This is a genomic window from Scytonema sp. NUACC21 (genome assembly GCF_054684315.1).
This window is the reverse complement of record NZ_BAAFZH010000099.1, coordinates 59,370-78,129: the sequence shown is the minus strand read 5'-3', so window position 1 is coordinate 78,129 and position 18,760 is coordinate 59,370. Positions and strand designations below refer to the sequence as shown.

Below are 18,760 nucleotides of genomic sequence, written 5' to 3'. Positions count from 1 at the left end.
TCACTGTCTAAACATTCTTATGTGTTTCAAGCAAAACTTTGTCAGACGGCTGTAACACTGAAGGTACAGTTATCATGTGACTGGGTTGCTGACTGGAGTGGGAAACCCTAATTACAGGCTTACCATTTACTAAAGCCAGTAGAAGACAGCACTTATTACCAGTTTTAGAATTCCAACAATAGATTGGAATTCCAGAATGTTGTGAAAATTCTTCCATTGCCTTTTGGAGATCGCAAAATGTAATATTTTTAACTCGGACTAAATTAGCCCTTAAAAGAGCTTCCGCAAGGATAAATACCGAACCAATTTCACTTAAACCTCTGCTTCCAAGCGAAATAGTATTGCCAGATTTTAGCTCATTCAATTCTGCATCAGAGATTGTTATTCCGATAAGATTCACTGCTTTTTGAATATTGCTAGTTTCTAAATCAACTAATTGCTTAACCATAAAACGATTCCAATTACTAATTCATGATTTTAATCTGCGTAAAATTATGCGGTTTCTTGAAAACAATAAGGTTTTGTAAAACTGAGCTTGAACCTGGTGAGTTGAGAAGTAAGAAGTACTGCGTAAGTTCTCATTGTTAATAGATAGCGTAACAAACCATAGTCTTTAACGCAGAACATTTACCAAATAAATTTCATCAAGTTACATCTTGAATCTTTGCCATAAAGAGCATAGAAATCTGACCTCTAAACGAAAAAATATATTTTCAAAATAAATAATTCTTAAAAAAATAGTTTTTAAGAATCTTGAAATACACCAAGTTATCTTAGCTAAGATAACTTTTACTTTCTAAAGTATACGAAATGTAAAATATGATGACAAGAGACAGTTTTTTTGCTAAGGTACATATTATTTAGCCACTAACATATTGAGTTAACCGCGTAAATTCTGAAAATTTAAAAGTTCATAGGTGGTAATGAGGAGGTGTAACACGCCCGTAACATTTGTCATCGGCTTAATCCAGCCTAAGAAGTCCATATTATGTTTGGTCAAAGACCAATCTTAAAGATTGCAGGGTGCTTTGCAAAAATCCTCTTTTGTATCACTAATCAAGCGGACTTACTATAATCTAAGTTTGACGCAGGCTCCTCAGGCAACAACTAGCCCTAAAGACTAAGAATCTGAGGACTTCACCTCTAGCAATATTGCTAAATCTTATGTTATAAAATTTAATAAAGTTTTTTGCCTGGTAAGTATAAGCAATGAAATCGGCAATAATATTGATCGGAAAATTAGATACACCATTTGGGTTTGCAGTTGCTACAACTTGTGCTATCCAGAGCAATGCACTACTTAGCGCTAGTCTATTTTTTAGTTGATCGTTGACTGTTTCTATGAGAAAACATTTTCTCAACAAGGCTCAAAAGTTGGGTCTATATATCGGTATGTTGCCTACTTGGGGAGATAAATGGAAAACAACCAAACCGTGCTTCACTTTCGCGAAGAGACTGGAGGTTTGCTTCCGCTCTTCGTTGTGCGACTCGTTGTGCTTCGTTAAGCGAATTTATGAGGATGGCTGCCATCACGAAAACGCTCAGTCGCGCTAGGGTTCCTATATTAGGAATAGTAAGCGAGTAGAGTGGCTCAACCAAGTAATAGTTAATTGCCAGCGTAGACAAAGCAGTTGCCAGCAACCCTGAACCTAAACCCCCATACCAGGCACTTACCATAACTGCGGCGAAAAATAGTGGAGTCGGTGTTGAGCCCAGATAGGGGCTGTACAGGAGATTTGCTACCAATGCCAAGGCAACTGATAACAACGCAACACCATAGCGTAACAGTTTGGTCTGCGAAACGTTCCACCTGCCTTGACCGCCCTTGCTAAATTCTGAATCTGCCTTAGTCATCGAACAGTGAACTCCGTTTCTGGAAAATACTGTTCTAGCACTGTCTGGCTCCACTCCCGAAGGGTGACTTCAGGTGAATCTTTCAACTCTTTAAGCATGGTTCTAATTTGCTTAAGTGCCAATGCAGAAGGCTGAATGTGACCGTTTTCCCAACGATTCACCGTGCAGTAAGCGACCCCCAATGTTGCAGCAAATTGCTCCTGGCTAAGTGCCGTTAGCTCCCGGAGTTGACGAATGAGATAGCTAGCTTCTGGTTGCTTAAGCACGATCGCCTCTTTCAGTACAAGAGTGTAAGAACTGAATAAATGAATATCAAATATAGCATCTGTTATGTTTGATTAGCTGTCAATAAGAGGACGTGCCTATCTATCCTGCGATATAGCTTAACAACTGGTTCATTTTCAACATACTTCTGTCTTCTGTTGTTAAAGGGGGGTTAGATGGAGAAGATGCCGCGATGTTTAACAATATACGTTTCAAATATCCTCTGAGTGACCCTTCAGTCGTATAACTAGTACTCTAATAGAATTCATCGTTTAGAATGTTTGGAACGATATTGCGTTTCTCTTTCAGATAATTATTTTGACTGTTGGGGCAAAGTACAAATTAACAACTAGAAAACTTTATATAAAAATCCGGATTTTCTCGGTAGTACTTATCTAAAAAAGTTAAATAGAATTGAAAAAATCTTTCTACATTACAGCGATTTGCAGGTGCGAGGAAATAATGAATATTCCGGATGTATATAAGCTTAGTAGAGAAATTACTCAAGATGTCTATCAGTTGTTAAATGATAGTCGGCACAACGTAAAACAGTATTTAGGTGAGGTGATTGTATACGACTCTTGTCATGTTGCTTGGAAAGTAAAAATTTGTTGTACCGGAACACGCGGACGCTACTTAAAAATTTCACAGCCTAATGGTCAGGAATTGAGAGCATTTGCTAATGGTTATGAATCTTACTTACAAATTACTACAGATGAATGGGAGGTGTTTTATCGGCTGGCTAATGGTGTAGAATATGTTCGCGATCGCGCTCAAAATATTTTAAACAGATTGGTTGGATAACTCAGTAAAATCTTGGGAAAACCGAGTCTGCTTATCATATTAAAATCTCTTTAAGCTCAGTACTTTTTGGGTGTTTCCTACACACTTAACGTCGTCCCTTCTTCTCAAAATACTGCTGATGCTCTTCGCTTGCTAAATAGTACTCACCCGCAGGCGCAATCTGGGTCACGATATCTTTATCGAATCTGCGAGACTTCTGTTGCTTTGCCTTTGACTGTTTCGCCGCTTCTTCCTGTTGGGCATCATGAAAAAAGATAACAGACCTGTACTGTTCTCCTCGATCCGGTCCTTGGCGATTCAACGTTGTTGGGTCATGGATATTCCAAAAGACCTCTAACAGGTCATCGTAACTCAGAAGTTGTGGGTCATATTCGACTTGAACCACCTCAGCATGACCCGTGATTCTAGATAGTACGTCCAGATAGGAGGGGTTGGGAAAATGTCCTCCCATATAACCAACTGAGGTGGAAACCACTCCCTTTACTTTCCGAAACGCCGCCTCCACCCCCCAAAAACAACCAGCGCCAAATGTTGCCTTTGCCATTGCCTCAAGTCGAGATTAAGTTCTCTCAAAATACTAGTACATATCGGCGATCGCTTTGCGGATTCACTCTATTGCTGCAACTGTCTAATGAGATTCTGGGCTTGTTGATAGCCCTTCGTGTCTCCTTGCAATTGAAACAGCTTAGCCGCTAGCTGTAAGTCTTGAATTGTTCCGCTTTCATCTCCTATACCATAGCGAGCACCGGCTCTGTGAAAGTAAGCGTTAGCATGGCGGGGATTGAGTTGTAATGCGCGATCGAAGTCTAACACTGCACTAAGAGCGTCTCCAAGCTCACGTAGAAGAAGACCTCTGTTATAGTAGGCATTAGCATTGTTAGGATTGAGTATTATTGCCTGGTTAAAGTCCTCAATCGCTCCTTTGTAGTCTTTGCGCTGAAATCTGTAACGTCCGCGATTGAGAAAGTAAACTGAGTCTTGAGCGATAGTTGTTACGGTATGAGTACGAGTCGTTTGTGCATGAACAGGTAAGGTTAATCCACCAGTCAGTGCAGACCAACTCAGGATTATAAGCGCTATGCAAAAACTCCTGTCAAATTTATGGTAACTCATAGCATTTCCTCTTGCATTTGCTGTTAACACATAGTCATAGATTTGTATAATCACTGTCACACAAACTCTATCTCCAGTGTAAGCTGTGCAATCCATTCAGTGGGGGCATGGCAGGGGTAGGTTTTGAAATACGGTTGAGGATGCGATCCACTTCTGTTTAGTACATTCTACAACTGACTATTTGTATAAATATTTGTAACGAGCTATATCAATCTCTTTCATAAAGTAGGTTATTACAAATAAACATAAATACGTAAAGAAATCTCAATATGGGTCTTTCCTACTAATTACTAACACCCCTTTCATAATGTTGGATTTTTCACGACCATCTACTTAACTTAGATGTGTATATTGAGGAAATTATAAGTAGTTTTACTTCCTTGTATTAAGGAAAGCAATTTGACATAAATTTACTTAGTAAATGATTTAATTTATCATGGGAAAACTAAAAACCATCCTCAGCAATCATTTATCAACATCTTATCTTTAAACTGTCATCCTTTGGATCTGCTTTCCTTCCATCTGAAGTGGCTACAGCTAACCACACAAACTGTGGGAACTTACCCAAAATTTCAGATCAACTTGCAAATGATACCATTCTTGACGGTGGAACTAAGACAGATGGTAGAACCTCAGATCCGACTATTGCTGGAAAGGTTTCTAAATCCGGTACAATAGTAAAATTACTAGCAAGCTTTGAAGAAGTGCGATCGCGCTGTTCTTGTCTTGACAATTTTTACCCAAGTCTGTTAATGATACAGACACCGCGATCGCCCAAAATTTGCGTCCATAATTGAATTTGTCATCACAAGCAAAAAGGAAGTGGTAGCTGTTGGCTACTGCTTCCTTTTTAAGGATTATGATTCTTATTTAATAGGAGTTGTATTTCACGTATAGCGATTATCAAGTGCGTGCAATAGACATAGGAAGGATAACAAGTGTTAGACCCTATATTGTCTTCATATGACTGTATTGGATTTAAATGAGAAGCACTATAATAATTATCAAGAGCAGTTTACTGAGTTGACTAAATTGCTTGCCTGAGTTAGGGATAAGACGGATATTCTAGATTTTCAGAGACCTTGGCAAAAACACTAACTCACGCATAAGATAGAATATTTGGTATTCTAAGCCTCTGAGAGAAGCGGCGCTAAAAGTTGAATGATTAAAGATAGTTAAAAATATTTTTCTTCCTCAAAATCCGTAAAACAAGAATGACCAACTGTAGAGTTAAGTATACCAAAAAACAAAACTTTTCCTCTACAAAACTCCTGTTTGGGAAATTGACATTCCATCATTTATGAGAAATAAAAGTGAGAATCAACAGGATTTAGTAGAGATTAATCACAACACAATCAGAGGGTCATTATGAAACAACAATTTGCCGTCAAGAATCCAGCAAGCATGACAAAAAAGTCTCAAAAAACTCACCAACAAGAAATGTCATATTCTCGTGCCCTATTGGAAAAGATGGGTGGCAATTGGCATAAACGCGCACAAGTCAAACAAAGAATAGAGCAGAAGTCTCAACCAGAGTTGGCATTCGATGAAACCAAAGACGATTTTCGCAGAGATTTACTGCCGTTTAAAGACCACCCCGATTTCCTAGCAGCACCATTGGAAATGCAAAAGAAAATACTCTCATTAGGGTGGATAGCATACAACGAGAAGACTATAGATATCGAGTCTAAAGTGATTACCCCTGCATGCAACCACATCATCTATAGAAGTGTGCCGGGAGTCGAGGATGGAATTAGCCAAGAAATTGCTTCTGAAACACTTGTGGACGAGGCATATCACGTCTTGCTGGCAATCAATGCTTGTCGCATGACTCGAGAACGCAGGGGGTTGGAGCAGTTGCGCTTACCAGAGTTCAACCTCGTGACCAAGATGCAGCGAGAACAAGACAACTTTCATGAACCTTGGAAAAAAATACTTATCCAAGTGGCAACAGCGATTGTGTCCGAGGTGTTTATCAGTGACTACTTGGATTTACTTTCTCACGATACCACCATCCAACCATTCAACCGCCTGAGTGTCGCAACACACCGTCGGGATGAAATGGCTCATAGTGGCATATTCAAACATCTGGCGAAATGCATTTACAATGAACTCACCCCTCAGCAGAAAGAATTTTTTATTGAAGTGCTACCCAAACCGGTGTTGTGGTTTGCTAACGTAGAACTTAATGTCTGGAAAGCGATGCTCGAACAGATTGGTTTTGCCAAGGCAGAATCAGTGATTGCAGATTGTGCTAGCGCTAACGATGTCAACTTGATGCGGATTGACTACACAGAATTAATCACCCTGGCTCAAGAGATGGGTATCTTCAACTCCCAACTTGGTATTGATAGCTTTGCTAGAGCCGGTTTGTTTCACTAACTTCTCTGGGTATCTGGAACCCAAGCGACGGACTCATTGACTAATTAACTAACTTTCAGGAGACAAAGAGTATGAAAACAGCAGCCGTGATACAACATGTAGCATTTGAAGACTTGGGAAGCTTGGGTGAAGTGCTTTCTCAACGGGGATATGACATCTGTTATTACCAAGCAGGTGTGGATGATTTGTCCTTGTTGCAACCAACACAACCAGACTTATTAGTTATCCTGGGTGGGCCGATTGGTGTGTATGAAGACAAAGACTATCCATTCATCCTGGATGAACTCAAGTTGTTAGAGGCACGATTGGCAAAGAGTTTACCCACTTTAGGCATCTGCTTGGGCAGCCAGTTAATTGCCCGTGCCTTAGGTGCTGGGGTGTATCCTGGTGGCAATCGCAAAGAAATTGGTTGGGGTAATTTACAAATCTCACCAGCCGGACAGTCTTCATGTATGCGTCATCTTCACCCCGCGCAAACGCCTGTACTTCACTGGCATGGTGATACATTTGATTTACCCTCAGGAGCCGTACTTTTAGCATCCTCACTGCAATACCAGAACCAAGCTTTTTCTTGGGGTAGTCATTGCTTGGGGCTTCAGTTTCACCCAGAAGTGACTGCAAAAGGCTTGGAACGTTGGTTTATCGGTCATGCTTGCGAAATTGCTGCCACTTCTGGTCTTTCTGTGAGCCAATTACGTGCAGACACCACACTTTACGCCCCAGCATTAGAGTCTATCGCCAGTCTTTTCTGGAATGAGTGGCTTGAAACTCAAGAATCTAGTGTTGGCAAGACAACACACCCCAGAGAAACTACACCCGCTTTCTAACGATGGACATTGCACAATAAGAAGTTTCCGATTATATTGCTAATGAACGGAAAAGAGATTGTCAAGAGTCTGGTAAAACACACCCACTCATTCATCCCCTACAATTTTTACTAGACAAATTTTATACCCTACGTACAATCTCAATTTGGTAATTATCCTAAATCTTCTTTAGGGGAAATTGCACAAACTTAGCGTTGCCTGTGAGTTTCCAGTCATACAAGCTGGGTACCACAGTTTTAGCAATCTTATTTTCACTCCAGAGAATGATTTGTATAGTATTCTAAGTATGCTAAAAAGCTGGATTGAAGAATAACCAGTAAGTAACGACTGTTGCGAAGGAGTGCCATTTTGCAGACTGTTGAGTTTTTATCTTATCTTCGCAGCTTAGATATTCAGGTTTTTGTTGATGGGGAAAGGTTGCGCTGTAACGCCCCTGAAGGAACTCTTACTGCAGAACTGCGTGCAGAAATTCAAGAGCGCAAAGCAGAAATTATTGACTTTTTAAAAGTAGCTAATAATACAAATAGTTATGCCTCTACGCCCATCATAAGTATTTCGCGAGATGGAAATCTCCCCCTTTCCTTTGCTCAACAACGACTGTGGTTTCTTGACCAATTAATACCCAACAACCCTTTTTACAACGTCCCAGCAGCATTCCATTTATTGGGTTCCCTTAACTTAGCGGCACTAGAACAAACTTTTAACGAAATTGTGCGCCGTCACGAAGCTTTACGCACCAGTTTTGTGATGGTGGAAGGGAAACCAGTTCAGGTCGTTCATCCTACATTAAAAATATCTTTACCAGTTATAGATTTGCGATCGCTACCACAAGCCGAACGCAAAACACAAGCGCTGTTGCTAACTACCCAAGAAGCTCAACTACCTTTCAAGTTATTAACCGATGCGTTGCTGCGAGTCAAGCTGTTGCAATTGGATGAGCTAGAACACATCCTAGTGCTCAATATGCACCACATTATCTCTGATGGTTGGTCTATTGGGGTAATGATTCGGGAAATCGCAGCACTCTACACGACATTTTGTGGAGACCTTGCAAACAACTCTCCCCTGCCGGAACTTGCAATCCAATATGCAGACTTTGCCGACTGGCAGCGTCAATGGCTGCAAAAAGTAGGAACGAATGGTCGTTCGCCCTTACAAACGCAGTTAGCTTACTGGCAAAAGCAGTTAGAGGGCATTTCCATGCTCAACCTGCCTACCGACAGACCTCGACCCGTCGTTCAAACTTACCAAGGTGCAAGGCAACTGGTGCAATTCCCAAGAAACTTGAGTGAAGCACTCTCCGCTTTGTCCCAACAGGAAGGGGTGACTTTGTTCATGACCTTGATGGCGGCATTTCAAATTTTACTCTACCGCTATACCCAGCAAGAAGATATTGCTGTGGGGTCACCTATTGCCAACCGCAACCGCAGTGAAATTGAAGGATTAATTGGCTTTTTTGTCAATAGTTTAGTGCTGCGTACCGACTTATCAGGAAACCCAACTTTTCGGGAATTATTGAGTCGAGTCAAAGAGGTGGCTTTGGAAGCCTATGCCCATCAAGATTTACCTTTTGAAAAGCTGGTAGAAGAACTCCATCCAGAACGTCACTTGAATCAAAACCCATTGTTTCAAGTGGTATTTGCGCTACAAAATGCACCTATGTCAGCGCTAGAATTACCGGGGCTCACACTCAGCCCACTGCAATTTGATAGTGGAACAACGCGATTTGATTTGGAATTTCATCTCTGGCAGCAGGAGCCAAATAATGAGTTATGGGTGGATAGTTCAGAGGGAATCAGCGGTTTTGTCATTTACAGCACTGATTTATTTGATGAAGCTACAATTACCCGAATGTTGGGTCACTTCCAAACATTACTGGAGGGTATAATTGCCAATCCAGAAGAACGAATTGCCAATTTACCAATTTTAAGAGAATCTGAGCTATATCAGTTGTTGGTTGAATGGAACAATACTCAAGCAGATTATCCTCAAGATAAGTGTATCCATCAGTTATTTGAGCGTATAGTAGAGCAGACTCCTGATGCGATCGCCCTAGTCAGTGAAGATGTAGAAACCTTAGCTGCAACCTCTCGAAAAATCACCTATAGAGAATTAAATACACGCAGCAACCAACTTGCACATTACCTGCAAAAACTTGGTGTTGGTGCGGAAGTTTTAGTAGGAATTTGTGTAGAGCGTTCTTTTGAGATGATAATCGGTATGTTGGGCATCTTGAAAGCGGGAGGAGCTTATTTGCCTTTAGAACCAAGCTATCCGCCCGAACGTTTAAACTTTCTGCTTGAAGATGCTCGGGTTTCTGTTTTATTAACTCAGGAACGGTGGGTCGAACGTCTTGGAAGGAACAATTCACAGATAATTTGTTTGGATAAAGATTGGCAGGATCTTGGTCAAGAAATTACAGAAAATCCCACTAGCAATGTTACAGCAGATAACCTCGCTTATGTCATTTACACCTCTGGCTCAATGGGGAAACCTAAGGGAGTTCAAATAGAACATAGAGGTTTGTTAAATCTTGTGTTTTGGCATCAAAAAGCATTTGCAGTGTCACCCGGTGACAGAGTAGCGCAAAATGCCAACTTTGCCTTTGACGCTTGCGGTTGGGAAATTTGGCCTTATTTAAGTGTAGGAGCAAGCATCTATTTAACCGATGATGAGATTAGGCGAGCGCCCGAAAAGCTGCGTGATTGGCTGGTGTCAAAAGCGATCGCAATTAGCTTTGTCCCAACACCCTTGGCAGAGAACCTTTTATCATTAGAATGGTCAAAGAAAACAGCTTTAAGACTATTACTCACAGGTGGCGACAAACTCCATCAATATCCTTTAGCTTCTCATCCCTTCCAAGTCGTTAATAATTATGGTCCTACTGAAAATACAGTTGTAACAACTTCCGGCTATATTCCTGTTAGAAATCAAGAAGAACCCTCTTTGAAAGGAAAGCAAGAGCCAATCCTACCTGCAATTGGTTGTCCCATTGCCAACACGCAGGTTTACGTACTAGATCCGCATTTACAACCTGTCCCCATTGGCGTTGCTGGTGAGTTATACATTAGTGGTGATGGATTAGCACGGGGCTATTTAAACCATTCTGATTTAACTGCTGAAAGATTCAGTGCTCATTCTTTTAGCAATAAATCAACACGACTTTACAAAACAGGTGATTTAGTTCGTTATCGTATAGATGGCAACATCGAATTTTTAGGACGCATTGATGAACAGGTAAAAATTCGCGGCTACCGCATTGAGTTGGAAGAAATTGAAGCGGTACTCGGTCAACATCCAGCAGTGCTGCAAACCGCAGTGATGATTTATGAGGATAAAGGAGAAAAGAGTTTAGTAGCTTATATCGCATCGAAAGCTAAGTATAGCAGCGAGCAGGAAAATTTGCCATTAACGCAATTACAAGATGAGCAAGTTTCGCAATGGCAGATGCTCTACAACGAAACTTACAATCAACCAGGCGCAGGTTCAGATGCAACATTCAATATTATAGGCTGGAATAGCAGTTACACAAATCAGTCGATTCCAGCAGAACAAATGCGCGAGTGGGTGAATAACCAAGTGGCGCAAATTCTGGCTTTAAAACCCAAACGAGTGCTGGAAATTGGCTGTGGAACAGGTCTGCTTTTGTTTAGAATTGCCCCTCACTGTACTCAATATTGTGGGACGGACTTTTCCCCTGCTTCACTGAGCTATATCCGACAGCAATTGGCAAAGCAAGAATTGCCACAGGTAACGCTTTACCAGAAGATGGCGACTGATTTTGAAGGAATAGAAGGAATAGAAGCAGGTAGTTTTCATGCAGTCATTCTCAACTCAGTTGTGCAATATTTCCCCAGTATTGATTATCTGATTGGTGTATTAGAAGGTGCTGTACGGGCAACTGCTCCTGGTGGCTTTATCTTCATAGGAGATGTGCGAAATCTGCAACTCCTGGAAGCTTTCCATGCTTCGGTGCAACTCTATCAAGCTGAAGCTTCCCTTACCAGAACTGAGTTGCAGCAGCACGTACAAATGCAAGTTTTTCAAGAAACAGAGTTAGCGATTGACCCAGGGTTTTTCAGTGCCTTAAAGCAGCGGTTTCCCGAGATTAGCAACGTACAAATTCAACTGATGCGGGGTCGCGCTCGCAATGAATTAACTCAATTTCGTTATAATGCAATTCTTCATATTGGGGGTGAAACTGTTAATAAGACTGAAAATTATCCCGTCCTGAATTGGTGTGAAAACAATCTCACCGTGTCAGCAGTGCGCGAGCTATTGACTGAGAATCAACCAGAAATATTGTGCATTACCAATGTGCCTAATGCACGGGTCATGGCAGCAGTTAAAACAGCAGAATGGCTATCAAGTGTAGAAGGTTTGAAAACAGTAGGTCAGATGCGTAAAGCTTTGCAAGAACTTCCGAATTTAGGAGTAGAACCAGAGGATTTCTATGAACTGGCTAATCAACTACCTTACAAAGTTGATATTAGCTGGTCAGATTCAAGCAGTGAAGGACACTACGATGTGGTTTTTGTACAGCAAGAAGCAATAGGCAAGAGAATCATTCCACACAGTACCCCCTTGCGTCAGTGGCACTCTTACGCCAATAATCCCCTACAAGCGAAAGCAGCACGTCAGTTAGTTGTCCGATCCGGATTTACCCAGAAGCTAATCTCAGGTTAATTTACAGAAAATGGTTTGCAGCTTGTCGTTGGTGTTACAATGCAGCAATTGCTTACCAAAGAGATTGTTTTGTAAAAGGAGAAAAACAACCTAGTAAATTTCAGCTAAGAGAAACTATTTTAAAATCTTGTCCTGATTGGGTATCAGAATGCCCATATTCACCAAGAGAAGAATCTGTTTTTGACGCTAAAATAGCTTTCTCTAAAACCAAAAACCAGGAAAATCCTAGATTTAAATCGTGCAGAGAACCTGTAAAAAGTTTACGCATTGGTGCTAAATATTGGGGTGCTTTTTATGATGGCAAAGGCAAAGATAAGCAAACAGCAGGCTTTACTCACTACGCAAGCAGGAAAGTGGTTGTAAACGGTGAAAGTGTTGCCATGAAAAACTTGCTTCTTAATCCTTGTGAGCCGTTGTGCGAAGAAATGCCCTCAGAATTCATTATTCTACTTGATAAAGGTAGATGGTTTATCTGTTTTGCAATTCCACTCTTAGTTGAAGCTAACAAACTAAACAACTGTATTGGTTTAGATCCGGGTGTTAGAACTTTCTTAACTGGTTTTGACGGTGGACAATTACTAGAAATAGGTGGCGGCTCTATTTCTAAAATAGCTGTCTTATGCCAAAGGCTAGACAGATTACAATCTCAAATTGCCAAAGCCAAGGGCAGGGCTAATAAAAGATGGCGGTGGAAATTAAGAAGACAATCAGAGGCGTTAAGAACTAGGATTAGAAATCTGACTAACGAGATTCACAATAAAGCCTCAGTCTTTTTAACTAAAAACTACAAGCAGATTTTCTTGCCTACATTTGAAACATCTCAAATGGTTGTTAAGAAAAAAAGAAAGCTGAATTCCAAGACCGCCAGAAATCTGCTTACGTGGTCACACTACAGATTTAAGCAGACTCTCAAATTCCACGCATTAAAGCGGGACTGCGTTGTGCATGATGTTACAGAAGAATTCACAAGCAAAACCTGTAGTCGGTGTGGACATATTCATGAGAAGTTAGGTGGAAATAAAAAATTCAAATGCCCTAACTGTCATCATGAAATTTCGCGAGACTGGAATGGTGCGATTAACATTTTCATCAAATCTCTTAATGATTTATTAAATGCCTCAACCACGGTTGAGGCTGGGGAGGATACACCCTAATACACAGTAGAATTTAGTACTAGTTACAAGATTTTACCGGGTTAAATGGTATCCGCAATTCCTTTCAACACCTCACTTCGTGTAGATGTGAACCTCCTTGCGGCAATAGATTTATTGAGTTGGGTTTCGTTCCTCAACCCAACCTACGTTCTTCATCCTTCATCCTTCATCCTTCATCCTTCAAAAGGTAGCGTGATAAAACTTCAATGGTGGCAAGCCCTGTTTTTTGCCAACTGAATTGTTTAGCCCGGTGAATTCCTTGGATGGAAAGATGTTGGTGCAATTGTGAATCCGTGGTGATGGTTTGCATGGCTTGAGTGATTTCTTCAATATTGTAGGGATCGATCAATATGGCAGCGTCACCAGTGACTTCTGGAAGAGAGGAGAGGTTGGAGGTAATGACGGGAGTCCCGCAAGCCATTGCTTCTAAAACTGGAAAACCAAATCCTTCCCAAAGGCTGGGAAAAACAAGTGCGATCGCATTACCGATAATTTTAGGCAATTCTTTGTAAGGAACGTAGTTAAGAAATTTAACTTGATTGGTAATGCCTAGTTCCTCTGCTAGGGTTTGCAAAACCGGGGTATAACGTTTATCGTGCGGTCCTGCAAACCACAGTTCATAGTCTTTGTTGTGTGGTAGTGCGGCAAAGGCTGAAATGAGTCTGTGCAAGTTCTTGTAGGGGTCTTGTCGCCCAATATAAAGAAAGTAGGGACGTGTAGTTTCTAAAGAATGCCCGTGACTATCCAAATAAGTAGGACGAAAATGACTGGCATCGTGGGCCAAAAGAATGGGAGTAATTTTGCTGGCTGGTATGTGATAAAAGTGAGAGATGTCCTTTGCTGTAGCCTGAGAGTTACAAATAATGTGTTGTGCTTGACTGAGGACTTGAGGTATGTAGTGGCGAAAATAGTGGGTTAGTGGTGACAGAAGTTTCGGGAAGCGTAACGGAATGAGGTCATGAACCATGACGACAGAACGACAGTTTGCATACAAAGGCGCTTCTGGTATTGGGGAAAAGATGAGATGAGATTTTAATTTTTTATAAATTTTTGGAAGTTGAAATTGTGTCCATAAAAGGCGTTCTAAATGTCCTTTTGTACCTTGAGCGGGTGTTAAATTACCTGGAATTGAGTAACAGTTAAATTCTGGATAGTTGTAGGCTGTGAGTAAGGTAGGGTTGATATTTTTTATATAAGGAACAAGATTTTTGGCATAGTTACTTATGCCTGTCGGTTTGGAAAAAATCATTGATAAGTTAATTAATAAATCGCTCATTCTATTTCTAAAAAAGATTTAAAAATTTTTCTCCAATACATGAAAACTCCAGAAAATTTACCAAATGCTACTTGAGGTTTAACAAAGAGCAAAATCACCGCGTAGGCAATTAAACGGTTTAATCTGAGAAAAAGAACTAAATTATTGGTATATTTCTCTAAAGTCAATAAATAACTATAGGTACTGTGCTTTATCTTCCTAAAAACATATTTATTCGTAATAGAAGATGGTTGATGCACTACACCAAACTGCTTTGTCACTGCAATAGAATGTCCTTGTTCGCTATAGCGCCTGCATAAGTCAAAGTCTTCATAATAAAGAAAATAAGCAGGATCGAATTCAGGACAATCATCAAACTTAGCAAGATGAATTATTAAACTGCAACCTGATACCCAATCACAGGTAACATAGTCTGTCTCTGTGTTTGTTAACAAATCCTGCACGATCGCAGACCCAGTTTTAGGAAAAAATCGCCCTCCTGCAAACCAGATATCTCCTGCGGGAGTATGAATAATCGTGCCAAGAATTGATATTTCTGGGTGGAATTTAAAGAATGAGTGAACTTTATCTAGAGGATTTTCTAATAAATAAGCATCTGGATTGATAATCCAGACAATTCCTTGAGGGTCTTGAGTAAAAATCCACTTGAGCCCCAAATTGCAGGCATTACCAAACCCTAAATTCTTGGTAGCATCTAAAATGATTACAGATTCATTTTTGAGTAGAGCGATAGAATTATCATCAGGAGAATTATTGATGATAATAAATTTGTACTCAAAATTTTTATTATCTGGTAAAGAACGAATTAACTTGGTAACTAGTTCGGTGGAATAATAGTTAATTGTTAAAAAATAAATCACGTCAGTTCTATTTGACAGTCATCACCAATAAGAAATCGCAAGGCTTTGGGACGACGGGGCGCAGCACTGATAAGTGCTCGCTGTCCGATAACACTATCAATGATACGTTGATGAATTCCAACTATTTTAGCGCCTTCTAATAAAACACTGTGTTCCAAATCGGTGTCGATTAGCTTAGCATTATCGGCAATGCTACTGTAAGGACCAATAAAACAGTTTTCTATATAACAGTTGTTCCCAATAACAACTGGACCCCGAATGGTACAGTTGATAATTTTAGACCCCTCACCAATTTTCACCCGACCAATCACTTGACTTTGAGCATCAACCTCCCCTGAAATCAAAGTCGTTAAGTAAGTGTCGAGAATAAGTCGATTGGCTTCTAGTAAATCATCCTTTTTTCCAGTGTCCAACCACCAGCCTTCTAATTGGCAAGCGACAACGTTCTTTTGGCTGTCAATCAACTGTTGAATGGCATCTGTAATTTCTAATTCGCCTCTTGTAGAGGGCTGGATGTTAGCGATCGCATCATGGATAGTATGAGAAAAGAAATAAACACCAACCAGCGCCAGATTAGAAGGGGGAACTTTTGGTTTTTCAACAAGCTGTATCACCCGCCCTGTTTCATCTACCTTAGCCACTCCAAAAGCGCTAGGATTAGGCACTTGACGTAAAAGAATCAGGGCATCTTGCTGATTTTTGCTAAAAAGTTTCAAAAAATGGCTTAAGTCACCCTGTTGAATCAGGTTATCACCCAAATACATCACAAATGGCGCGTCCCCTAAAAAAGGGTGAGCAACTTGAACGGCGTGGGCAAGCCCTGCTGGTTTATCTTGCAAGATATAGGTAATGTTTGCGCCAAATAGTTCCCCATTGCCTGTTTTGGCTTGAACTTCTCCTCCCGTTTCTGGGCTGATGATAATGCCAATATCAGTTATACCGGCATTAACCATTTCTTCAATGCCATACCATAAAATGGGTTTATTAGCAACTGGTACGAGTTGTTTTGCGCCAGTGTAAGTGAGAGGTCGTAAACGTGTGCCTTTACCGCCTGAGAGAATCAGCGCTTTCATAGTTACGGATCGTTTGTCATTGGTCGTTTGTCATTGGTCATTTGTCATTGGTCATTTGTCATTTGTCATTTGTCATTTGTTATTAACGACTAAGGACTAAGGACCAAGGACTAAGGACTAAGGACTAAGAGCTCTTTAATCGTTTGCCTAAGACTTAGTCTCCAATGAGGTGGATAAGTTCCCAAGACTGCGGATATTTTGGCACAAGACAAGACAGAATAGCTAGGGCGACGGGCAGGTGTTGGATATTCTGGTGTTGTAATGGGAACAATTCGCTGGATTTTCAGGGGAAAACCAAGGTGCTGCGCTTCTTCAAAAATCGTAACAGCAAAGTCGTACCAGCTTGCAACGCCACTGTTGGTGTAGTGATAAATTCCGGCAATTTCTCGACTGACTTGGGGAACAATTTGCGCGATCGCATCAGCTATGTCTCTAGCACAAGTGGGGCTGCCAATTTGGTCGGCGACGACGCGAATTTCTTCCCTTTCTGCTCCCAGTCTTAACATAGTTTTGACAAAGTTGCTTTTGCCAAAAGTGCCGTAAACCCAGGCTGTGCGAAGAATCAGGTAATTAGTACAAAATTTTTGAATCGCTTCTTCTCCTGCTAGCTTAGTTTTGCCATAAACACTCAAAGGGTTTGTTGGATCGGTTTCTAAGTAGGGTCGGCTATTGTTGCCATCAAAAACATAATCAGTCGAGATATGGATAAGGAAAGCTCCCAGTTTTTCTGCTTCTTCAGCTATGATTCCCGGTGCTCTACCATTGGCTGCATCAGCTAGTTCTACATCACTTTCAGCTTTATCAACCGCAGTGTATGCAGCCGCGTTGATGATGATTTGTGGTTGGCGATCTCGAATGACGCTGCACAGAGTATCCGGTTGAGCAAGATCTATAGTGGGGCGTGCAACTGCAACGGTATTTCCATAGGGTTTCAGGGTTTTTTGCAGTTCTTTGCCGACTTGACCGTTACTGCCAATCAGCAGAATTGTTTTAGCCATTTTTTATCCGAGCTTAAACAAAGTGCGACTATAGGTTATCACCGATCGCTTGCACAGAGGTGGAAATTCTCCTCGTAAATTTATGTATTCCAGTTAACAAATTATTTTGTATTTTTTTTGATACGATATTTGGTCGTGTTCCCATTTAACATTTTTTAATTAAACTCCAGACCTAGAAAGTTCAGTATTTTCCAGGTTTGAAGTTTTATGGCATAGGGAATACCAAGGTAATACAGACAAATTGTGTATCTCTTTAAACTTTACCTATGCCCGTAAACGCATTTGATGTGAATTTTTATCGAAGTGCTAATTCAGACTTAAAGAGTTTGACAGATGCACAGGCGTTGTCACATTTTCAAAATTATGGTCTGAATGAAAATCGTTTCTTCTCTCCGTTGATTGACCTGTCCTTCTACCGTGCTAGCAATAGCGATTTAGCTAATTTCACCACCCAACAAGCCTACGAGCATCTATCCAATTACGGTATTCGTGAAGGACGGAAATTTTCACCTTTTGTTGACCTCGATTTTTACCGTCAAAACAACGGCGATCTAGCTGCCTTCAGCAATGAGCAACTTTTTGACCACTTACAAACCTATGGTCTAACCGAAGGTCGTCAAGCTTCTCCATTCACTGACATCAGCATGAGTCGCGACTATGCAGGTAACGCCTTGAATATAGCTCGTAACATTGTTTTAGATTCCAAGACCGTTGTCTACAGGGAATCTATTGGTGATGTAGACAGAAATGATGACTACCGCCTGGACCTGAGTCAAAACACGAATTTTCAGCTGGTCTTAAACGGCTTAAGTGCTAATGCAGACGTACAACTCCTGAATAGCAGCGGACAATTTATCGCTGGTTCCACAAATGGTGGTTCTGCAAATGAGTCATTAAGTTTTAGCAACTTACAGGCAGGTACATATTACATTCGGGTGTATCAAGGAGTGAATGGCGCAAACACCAACTACAATTTGAGCTTGTCTGCTACACCTGATTCGTCACCCGTGCCAAGTTCACCTCCACCTGCTCCAATTTCAGTTGATGATTCTTTCATACAGCGCGTTTTAGACTTAACCAATGCTCAACGCTTGCAAGCAGGTTTACAACCACTCAAGTTGAGTACTAAGTTAAATAGTTCAGCCCAGGGTCATAGTGAAGATATGGCACTACGTGACTTTTTCGGTCATATCGGATCTAATGGTTCTTTTTTAAGCGATCGTGTCAGAAGTGTCAGCTACTCATATTCCTATGTTGGGGAAAACGTCGCTGCTGGTTACTCCACACCCGAACAAGTTGTTCAAGGGTGGATGAACAGCCCCGAACATCGTGCCAACATTCTCAATTCAAAATTCCAAGAAATGGGAGTTGGATACTACTATCTAGCAAATGACACGGGCAATGTTAATTACCAACACTACTGGACACAGGATTTAGGCGCTGTTGCTTAAACAAAAGCACTTTTCTTT

At 40.9% G+C, this 18,760-nt stretch carries 16 protein-coding genes; 7 read left to right on the top strand and 9 right to left on the bottom strand.

Annotated features, from left to right (window positions below; genetic code table 11):
- Positions 1–7: 7 nt before the first annotated feature.
- From ACYRY3_RS31000 to ACYRY3_RS30990, 3 genes are all read right to left on the bottom strand, one after another.
- Positions 8–448 (bottom strand): hypothetical protein, encoded by a 441-nt coding sequence (locus ACYRY3_RS31000; protein WP_460205509.1) that lies wholly within the window; start codon positions 446–448, stop codon positions 8–10.
- A gap of 932 nt (positions 449–1,380) precedes the next feature.
- The gene (locus tag ACYRY3_RS30995) at positions 1,381–1,854 is read right to left on the bottom strand and encodes a DUF4118 domain-containing protein (protein WP_460205508.1); all 474 of its coding nucleotides are present in this window, start codon (positions 1,852–1,854) and stop codon (positions 1,381–1,383) included.
- Entirely contained in the window at positions 1,851–2,120 is a 270-nt protein-coding gene (locus tag ACYRY3_RS30990) for a helix-turn-helix domain-containing protein (RefSeq protein ID WP_460205507.1), read from the bottom strand. The genes ACYRY3_RS30995 and ACYRY3_RS30990 overlap by 4 nt, the downstream gene beginning before the upstream one ends.
- 460 nt (positions 2,121–2,580) lie before the next feature.
- On the opposite strand from ACYRY3_RS30990, the gene ACYRY3_RS30985 reads away from it, so the two are divergent.
- Complete coding sequence (locus ACYRY3_RS30985; RefSeq protein ID WP_460205506.1) at positions 2,581–2,922, top strand: hypothetical protein; 342 nt, start codon at positions 2,581–2,583, stop codon at positions 2,920–2,922.
- 85 nt (positions 2,923–3,007) lie between these two features.
- Here ACYRY3_RS30985 and msrA read toward each other — a convergent pair whose 3' ends face one another.
- Together msrA and ACYRY3_RS30975 are read right to left on the bottom strand one after the other, a co-directional pair.
- A complete protein-coding gene (gene msrA, locus ACYRY3_RS30980; protein WP_460205505.1) occupies positions 3,008–3,466 on the bottom strand; it encodes a peptide-methionine (S)-S-oxide reductase MsrA in 459 nt (152 codons plus the stop codon).
- Between the two features lie 68 nt (positions 3,467–3,534).
- The gene (locus tag ACYRY3_RS30975) at positions 3,535–4,035 is read right to left on the bottom strand and encodes a tetratricopeptide repeat protein (RefSeq protein WP_460205504.1); all 501 of its coding nucleotides are present in this window, start codon (positions 4,033–4,035) and stop codon (positions 3,535–3,537) included.
- 527 nt (positions 4,036–4,562) lie between these two features.
- On the opposite strand from ACYRY3_RS30975, the gene ACYRY3_RS30970 reads away from it, so the two are divergent.
- From ACYRY3_RS30970 to ACYRY3_RS30950, 5 genes are all read left to right on the top strand, one after another.
- Positions 4,563–4,832, top strand: a complete 270-nt coding sequence (locus ACYRY3_RS30970; protein ID WP_460205503.1) for a hypothetical protein — start codon at positions 4,563–4,565, stop codon at positions 4,830–4,832.
- 571 nt (positions 4,833–5,403) lie between these two features.
- Positions 5,404–6,417 (top strand): diiron oxygenase, encoded by a 1,014-nt coding sequence (locus ACYRY3_RS30965; RefSeq protein WP_460205502.1) that lies wholly within the window; start codon positions 5,404–5,406, stop codon positions 6,415–6,417.
- A gap of 71 nt (positions 6,418–6,488) precedes the next feature.
- Positions 6,489–7,244, top strand: coding sequence for a glutamine amidotransferase (locus tag ACYRY3_RS30960; RefSeq protein ID WP_460205501.1), 756 nt, complete (start codon positions 6,489–6,491; stop codon positions 7,242–7,244).
- A 348-nt stretch (positions 7,245–7,592) separates the two neighbouring features.
- Entirely contained in the window at positions 7,593–11,930 is a 4,338-nt protein-coding gene (locus ACYRY3_RS30955) for an amino acid adenylation domain-containing protein (protein ID WP_460205500.1), read from the top strand.
- Positions 11,897–13,084: an RNA-guided endonuclease InsQ/TnpB family protein gene (locus tag ACYRY3_RS30950; protein ID WP_460205615.1), complete on the top strand. Its 1,188-nt coding sequence runs from the start codon at positions 11,897–11,899 to the stop codon at positions 13,082–13,084. Before ACYRY3_RS30955 ends, ACYRY3_RS30950 begins: the two co-directional genes overlap by 34 nt.
- 166 nt (positions 13,085–13,250) lie before the next feature.
- On the opposite strand, the gene ACYRY3_RS30945 is transcribed toward ACYRY3_RS30950, so the two are convergent.
- The 4 genes from ACYRY3_RS30945 to rfbD form a co-directional block, all read right to left on the bottom strand.
- The gene (locus tag ACYRY3_RS30945; RefSeq protein ID WP_460205499.1) at positions 13,251–14,360 is read right to left on the bottom strand and encodes a glycosyltransferase family 4 protein; all 1,110 of its coding nucleotides are present in this window, start codon (positions 14,358–14,360) and stop codon (positions 13,251–13,253) included.
- Positions 14,357–15,220 carry a glycosyltransferase gene (locus ACYRY3_RS30940; RefSeq protein ID WP_460205498.1) on the bottom strand — a complete coding sequence of 288 codons (864 nt, stop codon included), beginning with the start codon at positions 15,218–15,220 and terminating at the stop codon, positions 14,357–14,359. Before ACYRY3_RS30940 ends, ACYRY3_RS30945 begins: the two co-directional genes overlap by 4 nt.
- Entirely contained in the window at positions 15,217–16,293 is a 1,077-nt protein-coding gene (locus tag ACYRY3_RS30935) for a glucose-1-phosphate thymidylyltransferase (RefSeq protein WP_460205497.1), read from the bottom strand. The genes ACYRY3_RS30940 and ACYRY3_RS30935 overlap by 4 nt, the downstream gene beginning before the upstream one ends.
- 110 nt (positions 16,294–16,403) lie before the next feature.
- Complete coding sequence (gene rfbD, locus ACYRY3_RS30930; RefSeq protein ID WP_460205496.1) at positions 16,404–17,291, bottom strand: dTDP-4-dehydrorhamnose reductase; 888 nt, start codon at positions 17,289–17,291, stop codon at positions 16,404–16,406.
- A 266-nt stretch (positions 17,292–17,557) separates the two neighbouring features.
- On the opposite strand from rfbD, the gene ACYRY3_RS30925 reads away from it, so the two are divergent.
- Positions 17,558–18,742 carry a CAP domain-containing protein gene (locus tag ACYRY3_RS30925; RefSeq protein ID WP_460205495.1) on the top strand — a complete coding sequence of 395 codons (1,185 nt, stop codon included), beginning with the start codon at positions 17,558–17,560 and terminating at the stop codon, positions 18,740–18,742.
- Positions 18,743–18,760: the final 18 nt, after the last annotated feature.

What these genes read in the sequence shown, in the direction of transcription:
- ACYRY3_RS30985 (WP_460205506.1), top strand. Translation starts at nt 2,581, where the DNA reads ATGAATATTCCGGATGTATATAAGCTTAGTAGAGAAATTACTCAAGAT.
- rfbD (WP_460205496.1), bottom strand. Translation starts at nt 17,291, where the DNA reads ATGGCTAAAACAATTCTGCTGATTGGCAGTAACGGTCAAGTCGGCAAA.
- msrA (WP_460205505.1), bottom strand. Translation starts at nt 3,466, where the DNA reads ATGGCAAAGGCAACATTTGGCGCTGGTTGTTTTTGGGGGGTGGAGGCG.
- ACYRY3_RS30945 (WP_460205499.1), bottom strand. Translation starts at nt 14,360, where the DNA reads ATGAGCGATTTATTAATTAACTTATCAATGATTTTTTCCAAACCGACA.
- ACYRY3_RS30925 (WP_460205495.1), top strand. Translation starts at nt 17,558, where the DNA reads ATGCCCGTAAACGCATTTGATGTGAATTTTTATCGAAGTGCTAATTCA.
- ACYRY3_RS30960 (WP_460205501.1), top strand. Translation starts at nt 6,489, where the DNA reads ATGAAAACAGCAGCCGTGATACAACATGTAGCATTTGAAGACTTGGGA.
- ACYRY3_RS31000 (WP_460205509.1), bottom strand. Translation starts at nt 448, where the DNA reads ATGGTTAAGCAATTAGTTGATTTAGAAACTAGCAATATTCAAAAAGCA.
- ACYRY3_RS30965 (WP_460205502.1), top strand. Translation starts at nt 5,404, where the DNA reads ATGAAACAACAATTTGCCGTCAAGAATCCAGCAAGCATGACAAAAAAG.
- ACYRY3_RS30995 (WP_460205508.1), bottom strand. Translation starts at nt 1,854, where the DNA reads ATGACTAAGGCAGATTCAGAATTTAGCAAGGGCGGTCAAGGCAGGTGG.
- ACYRY3_RS30935 (WP_460205497.1), bottom strand. Translation starts at nt 16,293, where the DNA reads ATGAAAGCGCTGATTCTCTCAGGCGGTAAAGGCACACGTTTACGACCT.
- ACYRY3_RS30975 (WP_460205504.1), bottom strand. Translation starts at nt 4,035, where the DNA reads ATGAGTTACCATAAATTTGACAGGAGTTTTTGCATAGCGCTTATAATC.